This is a genomic window from Hyphomonas sp. GM-8P, from assembly GCF_003263315.1.
Classification (GTDB): Bacteria; Pseudomonadota; Alphaproteobacteria; order Caulobacterales; family Hyphomonadaceae; genus Hyphomonas.
The window spans coordinates 12,509-24,581 of the sequence record NZ_AWFE01000046.1; the positions used below are offsets into that span (position 1 = coordinate 12,509).

Below are 12,073 nucleotides of genomic sequence, written 5' to 3' on the forward strand. Positions count from 1 at the left end.
GAGGTTGGCCGGAAGCGACAAGGCAGGAATCCCGGCTTTTGGATCCCTACAGGCCCTTCCACACGCGTTTCGGGCACTTCTCGCCGTCCAGCAGCTTGCAGCGATAGAAGCTCATCAACACCGTATCGGCCCGTCCCATCAGGTGATCCATGGGAACGAAGCCAACCGAGGCTTCCTTCGGATCCACGGCCAGCGGGCAGCCGACGCGATCCACAACATTGCCAACCGGCGGGCAGTGGCCGGATAGGAAACGGCTATCGAGGGAGTTGTCACGATTGTCGCCCATCATGAAGACATGGCCCTTGGGCACAATGAAGAGCACCGTGTTGTCGCCTCTGTCTCCCGCTTCCTGGCGGTCGGTGATCCAGCTTTTGCCGTCCTCGGCCGTCTCACGCCACTCATAGGCGGTCGCCACCCAGTTGGTGCCGTGCGGGACATAGCGGACGGAGCGGACATACTCACTCGGGAGCGGCTCGCCATTGATGTAGACCTGCTCATCGATCATCTGTACCTGATCGCCCGGGAGGCCAATCACGCGCTTGATCATCACCTTGCCGGCATGCGGATGCTCGAAAACAACGACATCGCCGCGCTTCGGATCGCGCGCAAAGATGCGGCCTTTCGGCAGCGGCAGGTAGCGGCCCATGCTGAACGGCAGGGAGTAACGGTCATAGCCATAGGCGAACTTGGCCACGGCAACGCGGTCAGACACCTGCAGCGTCGGCACCATGCTTTCGGACGGGATAACGCGCTGCTCGTAGACAAGGCCTGAGAACAGCATGAACAGCGGAACGAAAACCGCAAGCGTGGCGCCCCATTCCTTCAGTTCCTGCTTCACCTTATCGGCGAGAGTGGTGGGCGCATTGTCACTGCCCTGCGCGGCCTTTTCGCCATCTCGTGCCATCAAGGCCTCGCTATCGTCTTTCAACAGGGGCCTTTCTTAGACGAAAGCCCGGCTGATTGCGAAGCCGAAAACTGCCAATGGGCTGTAAAACGGGTCAGCTGGCCAAACTGTAGAGCGTCACGCCGTCCGGGCCAGGTTCGGCCTTCACCTCGCCGCGATAGATCAGGCAGTTCAGGTGCGCCAGTGCTTCGCCGGTCGCCATGCCTTGTTCGTCCAGCGCAATTTTCCGTCCGAAGATGGCGGCGAACGTGTCCAGCACATTACGTGGCCGCTCTGCCAGGCGCTGCTTCAGGCGCGTCAGGGCAATCTCATGCCCGTCGATCAGGTGGCGCAACCGTTTGTGGGCGCCCCGGAACGGCTCATTGTGGGCCGGCAGCGCCAGCACGTCTTCCGGCAGACGCTCCAGCAGTTTCTCGCAGCTCGACATCCAGTCCAGCAGCGGATTGGCCGCCGGTTCGGTCGGGTGCACTGACACGTTGGAAGAGATGCGCGGCAACAGCTGGTCGCCTGAAATCACGATGTTTTCCGATGGGCAGAACAGGCAGACATGTTCCGGCGAGTGGCCGTTGCCCGTGATCACTTCCCAGGTCTCGCCGCCCATTTCGAACGTGTCGCCGTCGCTGAGGCGGAAGAAACTGTCCGGCATCTTCGAAACGCCGCGCCCGAAACCGCCAAAGCGGTCGCGGTAGTTTTGGAGCGCCGCCTCGTCCCAGCCGGCCTTGCGGTAGAAGCTGATCCCCGCCTCCGGCGCTTCGCGGCCCGTGTCCGAGATGAGCATGCGGCAGGTCGTGTATTCCAGCCGGCTCATCCACAGCTCCGCCCCGTACTTGTAGCAGAGCCAGCCCGCACAGCCGACATGATCCGGATGCATGTGTGTGACGATCACGCGCTTCAGCGGCTTGTCTGCCGTTACCCGCGGTTCGAGAATTGCCTTCCAGGCGTCCCGCGTCTCTTTCAGCGGCATGCCGGTGTCGACGATCGTCCACCCGTCGCCGTCATCGATCAGCCAGACATTGATGAATTTCAGGGAGAAAGGCAGCGACATGCGGATCCACTGGATGCGCGGCGTGATCTCCATCATCTGCCCGTGATCGGGTGCAGCATCACCGTGCAGGTAGTTCAGCCCGGGGCGCTTGGGTGTCTTTGTCGTGAAACCGTCCATGCCGCCAGAATAGGCCGGGCGTGCAACGCGTCGAGCCGTCACGCAGGGTCAGCTATTTGATCGGCGTCCGCTTGCGGGGGCCAAGTTTGGTACGCTTGAACTTGGCGCCGCGCATCGGATTGACCGGCTTTTCTTCCCGGCTGTCCGGCTTGCGGTCCCCGCGCGCCGGGCCGCCTTTTCCGGCTGGCTTCCCGCCAGGTCTTCCGGAAGGCTTTCCCGAACGCGGCGGACGGTCGGGCCGTTCGCCACGCTGGGGCCTCTCCTGCTGGGGCCTGTCCTGCGCTTCGCGCGGCGGGCGGTCCCTTTCTTCCCGCGGCTTGCGGGGCCGGGGTGCCGCACCACTGAGCAGCGCTTCGCGCTCACGCGCACTGATCGGGCGCCACTTGCCTTCCGGCAGGCCTGCAAGTTCCAGCGATCCGATACGCACGCGCATCAGGTCCACGACGCGCAGGTCCACCAGCTGGCACATGCGACGGATCTGGCGGTTGCGGCCCTCGTGCAGGATGAAGCGCAGCTCGTGCGCCTTCACCTGCTCCACTTCCGCCGGTTTCAGCTTGCGTCCGTCCAGCTCCAGGCCGTGGCGCAGCAGGGCGAGCTTCTCAGGCGTCACATCCCCCTTCACCTTGACCACATATTCCTTGTCGACCTGGCTTTCCGGCCCGATCAGCGCCTTTGCCAGCACGCCGTCCTCCGACAGGACCAGCAGGCCTCGGCTGTCCTTGTCGAGCCGGCCGAGCGGGGCGAGCTTGTTGTAGCGGCCGGGAATCGCGTGTGCTTTTCCGGACAGCGTCTTCTCCGTAATCAAGCGCACAGCAGGGATCTCGCCCGGTTCGGGCGTGCCGGAGACGATGCCTTCGGGCTTGTGGAAGATCAGCGACAGCTTGTTGTCCAGCTGTCGGGTCGCCTTCTGCAGCAGGGTCAGCGTCTGGCCGGCTTCGATCTTCTGGCCGGCGACAGCAGCTTCGCCATCGACCTTGATCAGGCCTTTCAGGATCAGCGCGTCGGCCTCGCGGCGCGAGCAGACGCCTTCCTGGGCCAGCCATTTGTTGATGCGCAGCGGCTCGGCGCCTTCATATGTCTTGGTCCAGGCCATGATGTGTCGGTTTCCTGCCGCTTCCGGTGCCCGTCATATCGGTCCCGCCGCAGGCCCGCAACCAGCGCGCTCACTGTTGGATAAGGCGCCTCTCAGGCAATGAAGAACACCATGAATACACCGTGTATGGACATGAATAAACGCCCCCGCACGGCCCGGAAGCCGCCTTTGTCACAAAGATACGGTCGACAGGCCAGGCGGTTTCGCGGATAAGCCCGCCTCCATGAAAACCACCGCCTCCCCCTCGCTCGCCTTTGCGTTGCTGCTGCTCGGCACGACCCTCGGTCTTGCCGGGACAGACCTTGTGCTGCCTGCCGTGCCGGGCCTGCCGGAGGTACTGGGCGGGAGTGCGGCCATGGCGCAGCTGGTGCTCGCTGCCTTCGTCGCGGGCGGCTGCGTGGGCCTGATCCTGTTCGGCGAACTCGGCGCGCGAGCGGACCAGCGCAGCCTTCTGGTCGGCAGCCTGATTGCCTATGCCCTCGTTTCGCTCGCCTGCGCGCTGGCGCCGTCCCTGCCCGCACTTGTCGGCCTGCGCTTTCTGCACGGACTGTCGGGCGCGGCGGCGGCCGTGTTCGCGCCGGGCATGATCCGCGCCATGTTCAGCGAGGCAGGCGCCGTTCGTGCGCTGGGGGTGATGGGCAGCGTCGAGTCCCTCGTGCCCGCCCTCGCCCCGGTCGCCGGAGTCTGGCTGCTGGCCGCGTTCGGCTGGACGAGTTCCTTCTACATGATCGCCGGCCTCAGCCTGATCGTCGCGGCGCTCGTCCGCGCCCTTGGTTCCAGCATGCCAGTGCCGCCGCCGACACGCGGCCAGGGCAGCTATATCCGCCTGCTGAGCAATGGAACCTATCTGCGCTATGCCCTCAGCCAGGCCTGCACGCTGGGCGGCCTGCTGATCTTCGTGTTCGGCGCCCCCGCCATGATGACCAAGGCGCTGGGCCTTACCCTCAATGCGTTCATCATCATGCAGGTGACCGGCATCGCTTTCTTCATCCTGGCGTCCAACATCGCCGGGCGGCTGGCCGACATGTTCGGGCCGGAGCGGATGATCCTTACCGGCTCCGCTGTCTCGGCCCTCGGGCTGATCGGGCTGGTCCTCTATGGCCTGCGCGGCGGAACGGATGCATGGGTCATCACCGCCCTCTTCGTGCCCGTGAACCTCGGCCTCGGCCTGCGCGGCCCGCCGGGCTTCTTCCGGGCCATTCTCGCATCTGACGGAGATGACGCCCGCGGCGCCGCGCTGGTGATCCTGTTCATCCTGTCGACCACCGCGACTGGCACGGCGATTGCCGCCCCGTTCGTGACGGCAGGTCTCGCCCCGCTGGCGGCCGTGGCAGCGAGCGGATCCTGCCTTTCGGTCCTGTTATTGCTGGCTTTACCAAGACTGCAGCCCCGGTAGTTCCATGAATTTTCAGCATTCTGAATATTTAGTTGCAGATAAAAGCAGGCTTTGCCTTGCAATGCTGCCGAAACCCCTTAGATGAGTGTTTCGACTTTTCGCCGGACAATCAGGCATCGAATGTCAGGGCCTGCCCTGCCACTTTATCAGAGACCTCCCAAACAAAACTCGAACTTCCGCGAGCCCGCATGTTGCAGGCACGCATTTATACAGGAGTGTCCCATGACCAGTGGCACCGTAAAATTCTATAACGATCAAAAAGGCTTCGGCTTTATCGCTCCGGACGATGGCAGCACCGATGTGTTCGTCCACGCAACCGCGCTTGAGCGCGCCGGAATGCGCATCCTGACCGAAGGCCAGAAGGTTTCCTTCACCACGGCCGTCGACAAGCGCAACGGCAAGACTGCCGTCGACTCGATCGAAGCCGAATAGTCCTTCAGGACTATCAGGTTAAGAAAGGCCGCTTCCCTCGGGAGGCGGCCTTTTTTCTTGCCGGCAGCCTATTCCGCATCCTCCTGCGCCGGTTCCATCACCAAAGATACCGATCCCACGCGTAGGCCGAACCAGCCAACCGTCGCAGTGTTCAGCACTCGCCCGCCGCGGTCCTTGACCAGCACATCCCGGAACCGGACTTTGCGGCCATTACCGTTTTCCGACGGTAGAACGACGTCATATTCCAGACGGAAGGCGCGTCCGTCCTGATAGCCCCGCGCGGTGCCGACCACGTCTTCGCGGGTCCCGGCGTATTCACCCGGCGCGATGCGTTCGAGTTTCCAGGTTTTCTGGTCTTTTTCGCCGTCGTCATAGACGAAGTCCTCGACCAGAGTAAATGTCTCACCGTCCCACGTGCCGGTCAGTTTTGCAGTGAATGTCCGGTGCACGCCGGTGATGGACTTGAACTCGCCGCGCGCCACATGGGCACCGGCAAGATCGCGCTCGATCACAAAGGCATCACCTGCGGCATCGTCCGGCACGGGCGGCCGGCTGGCACAAGCAGCGACGAGGGCGAAGGCGGCGAGGGCTGGGAGTTGCTTCTTCATGGCCCTTGGTACGCGCCTCGCCCACATTCGGATGACCGCGTCTAAGGAAACCGATGTGCGCCCTGTTTCGTAAAGAGCGCAGACCCACTGCGCATACCGCCGAAAGGCCAAGCCGATTACCGATCTTGTTTTCATCCTGGGCGACCAGCTTTCGCCATCCATCTCTTCCCTGAAGGCCGCGAGCCGGGACTCGGCCCGCATCCTGATGGCGGAAGTGATGGAAGAGGCGTCCTATGTGCCGCATCACAAGAAGAAGATCGCCTTCCTGTTTTCCGCCATGCGCCACTTCGCCGAAAACCTTCGGGAAGACGGCTGGACGGTCGATCATGTGCGGCTGGACGATGACGGCAATTCCGGCAGCTTTACCGGCGAACTGAAGCGCGCCATCAACCGCCACGGCCCGGACCGCATCCTCGTCACCGAGCCCGGCGAATGGCGTGTGCGGCAGGACATGGAAACCTGGGCAGACGAGACCGGCCTGCCCGTCGATATTCTTGAGGACGACCGCTTTCTCTGCCCGCACGAGGAATTCCGCGACTGGGCCGAGGGGCGCAAGGCATTGCGGATGGAGTATTTCTATCGCGAAATGCGCCGCAAGACGGGCCTGTTGATGGAAGACGGCGAACCGGCAGGCGGAAAGTGGAACTATGACGCGGAAAACCGCAAACCCGCCAAGGCGAGCCTCTTCATGCCGCAGCCGCACCGGGTGCAAACTGATCCGATTACGGAAGAGGTGCTCGCCCTCGTCGCAGAACGTTTCGCCGATAGTTTCGGAGACCTTGAGCCCTTCTGGTTCGCCGTCACACGCGAGCAGGCTGAGGCTGCGCGGGCACACTTCATCTCAGAGGCGCTGCCCGATTTCGGGGACTATCAGGACGCCATGCTGGCCGGGGAGAAATTCCTCTACCACTCGCTCCTCTCCTTCTACATCAATGCCGGCCTGCTGGACCCGCTGGAGACCTGCCGGATGGCGGAAACGGCCTGGAAAGCAGGCGATGCGCCTCTGAATGCGGTGGAAGGTTTCATCCGACAGATCATCGGCTGGCGGGAATATGTGCGCGGCATCTACTGGCGGAAGATGCCGGACTATCTGGACCTCAATTTCTTCGACGCCGACCGGCCCTTGCCGGAATTCTACTGGACCGGTGAAACGGAGATGGCCTGTCTGCGAGACGCGATCACACAGACAAAGGAAGAGGCCTACGCCCATCACATCCAGCGCCTCATGCTGACCGGGAATTTCGCCCTGCTGGCAGGCATCGACCCGAAGGCTGTGCATGAATGGTACCTCGCCGTCTATGCCGACGCCTATGAATGGGTGGAGCTTCCAAACACGCTGGGCATGAGTCAGTATGCGGACGGTGGCCTGTTGGGCACGAAACCCTATGCGGCCGGGGGCAATTATATCAACAAGATGTCTGATTATTGCGATGGCTGCCGGTATGACGTGAAGCAGAAAACCGGGCCGGACGCTTGCCCGTTCAATTCGCTCTATTGGGATTTCGTCAGCCGCAACGCAGACAAGCTGCGCACCAATCCCCGCATGGCGCGCGTCTACTCCACCTGGGACCGGATGAAGGACGACCGGCAGGCCGAATATCTGGAAACGGCGGCGAAATTCCTAACCTCGCTCGACGTCGAATGAGGTCAGGTGCGCCTTATCCGGTCAGATCCCGAACAGCGCCTCGCTACCTTCCAGGAAGGTCTGGCCGCCTTCGGTGATGCCGGGCACGCGGCCGGGGGCTTCGGCCAGCGCGGTCTCCGCAAAGAAGCCTGCGAGCGCGAGGTTACGGGCGCGGGTGCCCGTATCGCTGGAGCGCGCGGCGACGGCCGCTTTCGTCAGGAAGTGGCCGCCAATCACGTCGCCTGCCAGCGCCAGATAGGCCGTCGCCCCGGCGAGTGCCTTGTCCTGATCCCGGTCTTTCATGGCGGCCAGCATCCAATCCGTCGCTTCGCGCAGCGCATCGGCGCCGGCACGCAGGCGGTCTGCGATCTGGACGAGCTGCGGCTCGTTCGTGGCGCGGGCTTCGCGGATGGTGGCGTCGATATCGCCGAGGATCAGCCGCATGGACTCACCGTTCGTGCCGGAGAGCTTGCGGCCAACAAGGTCGATCGCCTGAATGCCATTGGTGCCTTCATAGATCGGCGCGATACGGGCGTCGCGGTAAAGCTGCGCGGCCAGCGTCTCGTTCATGAAACCCATGCCGCCATGAATTTGCAGGCCGAGGCTTGCGACCTCGACGCCCATGTCGGTCGACCAGGCCTTGGCAATTGGCGTAAGCAGGTCTTCGCGTAGCTTCGCGGCATGGCGCGCCTGCTCGTCGGTCGCAGCCTCGGCAAGGTCTGCCGCCACACCGCAGGCATAACAGATGGAGCGGGCCGCCGCGACGCGGGCGCGCATGGTCGTCAGGGTACGGCGCACATCGGCGTGGTGCAGGATCGGGGCGGGGCCGTCGACGCCCGGCGCCTTGCCCTGCTTGCGCTCCTGCGCGTATTCGAACGCGGTCTGGTAAGCCGCCTCGCCCACGGCGACGCCTTCTAGGCCCACGTTCAGCCGCGCCGAGTTCATCATGGTGAACATGCAGGCAAGGCCCTTGTTCGCCTCGCCGATCAACCAGCCTTTTGCACCGTCATATTCCATCACGCAGGTGGGGGAGGCGTGGATGCCGATCTTCTTTTCAAGACCGATGCATTTCAGGCTGTTGCGTTCACCCAGGCTGCCGTCCTCATTGACGAAGAATTTCGGCACCAGGAACAGCGACACGCCGCGTGACCCGGCCGGGGCATCCGGCAGGCGCGCGAGCACGAGGTGGATGATGTTCTCGGCGATGTCATGGTCGCCCCAGGTGATGAAGATCTTCTGGCCGCTGATCGCGTAGGAGCCGTCTTCCTGCGGCACGGCTTTCGTTTTCAGCGCGCCGACATCGGAGCCCGCCTGCGGCTCGGTCAGATTCATCGTGCCGGTCCAGTTCCCGGCGATGAGATTGGGCAGGTAGGTCTGCTTCTGCGCGTCGGTGCCATGGTGCAGCAGCGCCTCGATGGCGCCGAAGCTCAGCAACGGGCAGAGACCGAAGGCCATATTGGCCGAGTGGATCATCTCCATTACGGCCAGCGCGACCGCCTTGGGCAGGCCCTGTCCGCCCCATTCCTCCGGCGCGGAAAGCCCCATCCAGCCGCCATCACGGAACTGGGCATAGGCCTCGGCAAAGCCCGGCGCGGCCTTCACGCCCTCATCGGTCAGAACGGCCCCGGTTGCGTCGCCGGACTGGTTCAGCGGCGCCAGCACGTCCCGGGCCAGCTTGCCGGCTTCTTCCAGAATCGGTGCAATCAGCTCGGCATCGTAAGCCTCGAAGCCCGGCAGGCCTTCCAGCTTCGGCAGGCCGGCGACAGCCTGCAGCGTGAAAGCCATGTCGTTGATAGGGGCTTCATAGGCCATCAATTTATCTCCGATTACGCATAAGTGATATTGGGCTCAGGCTTTAGCGTGACTGTAGCGACTGTCCAGCGGAGCACTATACTCTGCGTCAACCTGACCAACAGAAGGCTCAACCACCCATGCGCACATTCCTCCTTTCCGTTTCTGCAATTGCTCTCGTCGCCTGCGGCGCCCCCACGGCCAGTGAAGCTGCTCCGGCAACCCCGGAAACCAGCGCCGCTGAGACCACCGCCGGCCCGGCCGAAGCCCCGGCCCCGGAACTCGGCCCAGCAGGCACCTATAACCTCGACCCGACCCACGCCTCGCTGACCTGGCAGGTCAACCATTTCGGCCTGTCGAACTACACCGCCCGCTTCACCGGTATTTCCGGCACGCTGGAGTTCGACCCGGAAGACCTGTCCGCCAGCGTGCTGGATATCACCGTCGATCCGGCCTCGGTCGAGACCGACTTCCCGGGCGACTTCAAGGCCAGCCACCCGGACAGCCCGTTCGACACGTTCGATCAGGAAATCTCCGAGAGCGACGCCTACTTCAACTCCGCGGCTTTCCCGGCCATCACGTTCAAGTCCACCGAAGTCACCACGACCGGCCACAACACCGGAACCGTGACCGGCGACCTGACGTTCCGCGGCGTGACCAAGCCGGTCACCCTCGACGTGTTGTATAATGGCACCGCAAGCTTCCCATGGGCCCCGGATCAGCCGAAGATCGGTTTTTCGGCCACCGGCTCGCTGAAGCGGTCCGACTTCGGCATGGACATACTGGTGCCAAGCGTCAGTGACGAGGTAGACTTGCTGATCGAAGTCGAATTCGCCAAGGCAGCGGAAGCCAGCGAATCTGAATAAGGCCTACTTCCATGCATGCTCCATCCTCCAACCGGTACACCGCCGTCGCGATTCTCCTGCACTGGGCGATCGCGGGCTTGATCCTGTTCATGATCTGGCTGGGATGGAACATGGAAGACAATGAAGCCCGCTTCCAGCTGCACAAATCAATCGGGATTGCGATCCTGTTCCTCAGTGTGGCGCGGGTGACGTGGCGGTGGCTGAACCCGCCGCCGCCATTGCCGGACGATATGACCCCGTGGGAGAAACGACTCTCCCATGGGGTACATGTCGGCTTTTACGCCCTGATGATCGCCCTGCCGCTGCTTGGCTGGTTGCTGGTGTCCACCTCGAAATTCCAGGTTTCGACTGTCCTTTTCGGCACCGTCAGTTGGCCTCACCTTCCGTTTACAGAAGGCCTGCGGGGCGGGGTGGTGCACGAGGTGACCGAGTTCCTGCATTCCAAGGGCGCCTGGGTTCTGATCGTGCTGCTAGGCCTGCACGTTGCTGGCGCCATCAAGCATGAAATTGCCGCGGAACAAGGCGTATTCAAGCGTATGATCCCGGGCCTGTTCGGCCGGGCACATTCACCGGCTCCGGCGAGGGGCTACGTAACTGCCTTCGGCGCCGCTGTGCTCCTGTTCGCGGTCATCGCGGCGGTCCCGCTGATGAAATCTTCGCCGTCATCGCCGGCAGGCCCCGGCACGACCGGCGCCGTCCCGGCAGAAGCCGGCAATTGGGAGATCGATCCTGCGACCTCCGAAATCGCCTTTTCCGGCATGTATCAGGGCAAGCCTTTCTCCGGCACATTCTCCCGCTGGGATGCGAATGTCCTGTTCGACCCGGACAATTTGGAAAGCTCCGCCGTCGAGGTCGAGGTTTATCCTGGCACGGCCAGCACGGGCACCATGCTATATGACGACACGCTGCAAGGCGGCGAATGGTTCGATACGAACACGTTCCCGGTCGTGAAAGTCAGCCTGATCAATTTCGCGGCCTCAGCCGAGGGCGGCTACAGAGCAGAAGCCTCGCTGCTGGTGAAGGAGAAGGCCGTCAATGTACCGTTCGACTTCAGCCTGATCATCGAAGGTGACACCGCGACCTTTGAAGGCACGACCACGCTCTCCCGCGCGGGCCTGAACCTCGGCCAGCAGTCTGACCCCGGCGGTGACTGGGTCGCAGACAAGGTCACCGTTACCGTCAAAGGCACCGCTACCCGCAAGGAATAATGCGCCTGCGGCTTCCGGCCAGGCGGGACGGGTGATAAGGCGCGCACTATGACCGCCATCGTGCCCATCCAGCCGGGAACGCTCAGCCTCGCCGCCATGCATCTGCGCGGCGGCGGCCTTGTCGCCATGCCCACCGAAACCGTCTACGGCCTCGCCTGCAATGCCGCGAACCCGGATGCCGTGGTGCGCCTCTATGAGGCCAAGGGCCGCCCGCGATTCAATCCGCTGATCGCCCATGTCGCCAATATGGAGATGGCGGAGCAGGAGGCTGTCTTCTCCGAGTCCGCCCGCGAGATCGCCGCGAAGTTCTGGCCGGGGCCACTGACCATGGTCCTGCCCGTCGCGCCGACCGGCACCGTCAGCGACATCGCCCGCGCGGGCCTCGACACGATCGCGCTGCGTATGCCGGCCCATCCTGGCGCGCGCGCGCTGATCGAAACCTTCGGCAAGCCGCTGGTCGCGCCCTCGGCCAACCGGTCAGGCCATGTCAGCCCGACAACGGCGCAGCATGTGAAGGAAGACCTGGACGGGAAGGTCGACCTGATCCTCGACGGCGGTCCGTGTGAGCGCGGCATCGAGTCGACCATCGTGTCTTTCGTTGGCGAGCGCCCTGTCCTGCTCCGCGCTGGTGCGCTGGAAACCTCCGCGCTGGAGGCTGCGCTTGGCCAGTCTCTGGTGGCCCGGGAGGAAGCCGACGGAATCTCTGCCCCCGGACAGCTGAAAAGCCACTACGCCCCGAACGCCCGCGTGCGCCTCAATGCCGACGCACCGGAGCCGGGCGAGGGATGGCTCGCCTTTGGTAAGACGCCCTACCCGGGTCTCAATCTGTCAGAAGCCGGAGACCTGCGCGAAGCCGCGAAGAACCTCTTCGCGGCCCTGCGCACGCTTGACACACAGTATGACCGGATCGCCGTCGCCCGCATCCCGGACGAAAGCCTCGGCGAAGCGATCAATGACCGCCTCGCCCGCGCGGCCCACCGGGATTAGGA

General features: G+C 63.5%; 10 protein-coding genes and 1 pseudogene. 6 read left to right on the forward strand and 5 right to left on the reverse strand.

Annotated elements, in window-relative coordinates; translation table 11 throughout:
• Positions 1-46: 46 nt before the first annotated feature.
• The 3 genes and pseudogenes from lepB to HY26_RS03645 all read right to left on the reverse strand — a co-directional run.
• On the reverse strand, positions 47-928 hold the full coding sequence (gene lepB, locus HY26_RS03635) for a signal peptidase I (RefSeq protein ID WP_233348743.1): 882 nt from the start codon (positions 926-928) through the stop codon (positions 47-49).
• Between the two features lie 70 nt (positions 929-998).
• Positions 999-2,108: an MBL fold metallo-hydrolase gene (locus HY26_RS03640; protein WP_233351524.1), complete on the reverse strand. Its 1,110-nt coding sequence runs from the start codon at positions 2,106-2,108 to the stop codon at positions 999-1,001.
• Positions 2,109-2,403: 295 nt separating this feature from the next.
• Positions 2,404-3,159 (reverse strand): annotated as a pseudogene (locus HY26_RS03645) (pseudouridine synthase); the annotation flags it as partial.
• A gap of 223 nt (positions 3,160-3,382) precedes the next feature.
• Between HY26_RS03645 and HY26_RS03650 the strand changes: the two are divergent.
• Together HY26_RS03650 and HY26_RS03655 are read left to right on the forward strand one after the other, a co-directional pair.
• The gene (locus HY26_RS03650) at positions 3,383-4,555 is read left to right on the forward strand and encodes an MFS transporter (RefSeq protein WP_034766303.1); all 1,173 of its coding nucleotides are present in this window, start codon (positions 3,383-3,385) and stop codon (positions 4,553-4,555) included.
• Between the two features lie 222 nt (positions 4,556-4,777).
• Positions 4,778-4,987: a cold-shock protein gene (locus tag HY26_RS03655; RefSeq protein WP_034766302.1), complete on the forward strand. Its 210-nt coding sequence runs from the start codon at positions 4,778-4,780 to the stop codon at positions 4,985-4,987.
• A 68-nt stretch (positions 4,988-5,055) separates the two neighbouring features.
• Here HY26_RS03655 and HY26_RS03660 read toward each other — a convergent pair whose 3' ends face one another.
• Complete coding sequence (locus HY26_RS03660) at positions 5,056-5,595, reverse strand: DUF3833 family protein (protein WP_034766301.1); 540 nt, start codon at positions 5,593-5,595, stop codon at positions 5,056-5,058.
• A gap of 115 nt (positions 5,596-5,710) precedes the next feature.
• On the opposite strand from HY26_RS03660, the gene HY26_RS03665 reads away from it, so the two are divergent.
• On the forward strand, positions 5,711-7,240 hold the full coding sequence (locus HY26_RS03665) for a cryptochrome/photolyase family protein (protein ID WP_112072940.1): 1,530 nt from the start codon (positions 5,711-5,713) through the stop codon (positions 7,238-7,240).
• 21 nt (positions 7,241-7,261) lie between these two features.
• Here the strand turns inward: HY26_RS03665 and HY26_RS03670 are convergent, their stop codons facing one another.
• Positions 7,262-9,031, reverse strand: coding sequence for an acyl-CoA dehydrogenase (locus HY26_RS03670; RefSeq protein ID WP_034766299.1), 1,770 nt, complete (start codon positions 9,029-9,031; stop codon positions 7,262-7,264).
• A gap of 119 nt (positions 9,032-9,150) precedes the next feature.
• Between HY26_RS03670 and HY26_RS03675 the strand changes: the two genes are divergently transcribed.
• From HY26_RS03675 to HY26_RS03685, 3 genes are read left to right on the forward strand one after another with little or no spacing between them, the layout of a single operon-like run.
• Positions 9,151-9,876 carry a YceI family protein gene (locus HY26_RS03675; RefSeq protein WP_112072941.1) on the forward strand — a complete coding sequence of 242 codons (726 nt, stop codon included), beginning with the start codon at positions 9,151-9,153 and terminating at the stop codon, positions 9,874-9,876.
• Positions 9,877-9,887: 11 nt separating this feature from the next.
• On the forward strand, positions 9,888-11,084 hold the full coding sequence (locus tag HY26_RS03680; protein WP_112072942.1) for a cytochrome b/b6 domain-containing protein: 1,197 nt from the start codon (positions 9,888-9,890) through the stop codon (positions 11,082-11,084).
• Positions 11,085-11,132: 48 nt separating this feature from the next.
• A complete protein-coding gene (locus HY26_RS03685; protein ID WP_112072943.1) occupies positions 11,133-12,071 on the forward strand; it encodes an L-threonylcarbamoyladenylate synthase in 939 nt (312 codons plus the stop codon).
• Positions 12,072-12,073 lie beyond the last annotated feature (2 nt).

Excerpts from the sequence above, each read along its gene's own strand:
- HY26_RS03650 (WP_034766303.1), top strand. The coding sequence starts at position 3,383 with ATGAAAACCACCGCCTCCCCCTCGCTCGCCTTTGCGTTGCTGCTGCTC.
- HY26_RS03655 (WP_034766302.1), top strand. The coding sequence starts at position 4,778 with ATGACCAGTGGCACCGTAAAATTCTATAACGATCAAAAAGGCTTCGGC.
- HY26_RS03660 (WP_034766301.1), bottom strand. The coding sequence starts at position 5,595 with ATGAAGAAGCAACTCCCAGCCCTCGCCGCCTTCGCCCTCGTCGCTGCT.
- HY26_RS03670 (WP_034766299.1), bottom strand. The coding sequence starts at position 9,031 with ATGGCCTATGAAGCCCCTATCAACGACATGGCTTTCACGCTGCAGGCT.
- HY26_RS03675 (WP_112072941.1), top strand. The coding sequence starts at position 9,151 with ATGCGCACATTCCTCCTTTCCGTTTCTGCAATTGCTCTCGTCGCCTGC.
- HY26_RS03680 (WP_112072942.1), top strand. The coding sequence starts at position 9,888 with ATGCATGCTCCATCCTCCAACCGGTACACCGCCGTCGCGATTCTCCTG.
- HY26_RS03685 (WP_112072943.1), top strand. The coding sequence starts at position 11,133 with ATGACCGCCATCGTGCCCATCCAGCCGGGAACGCTCAGCCTCGCCGCC.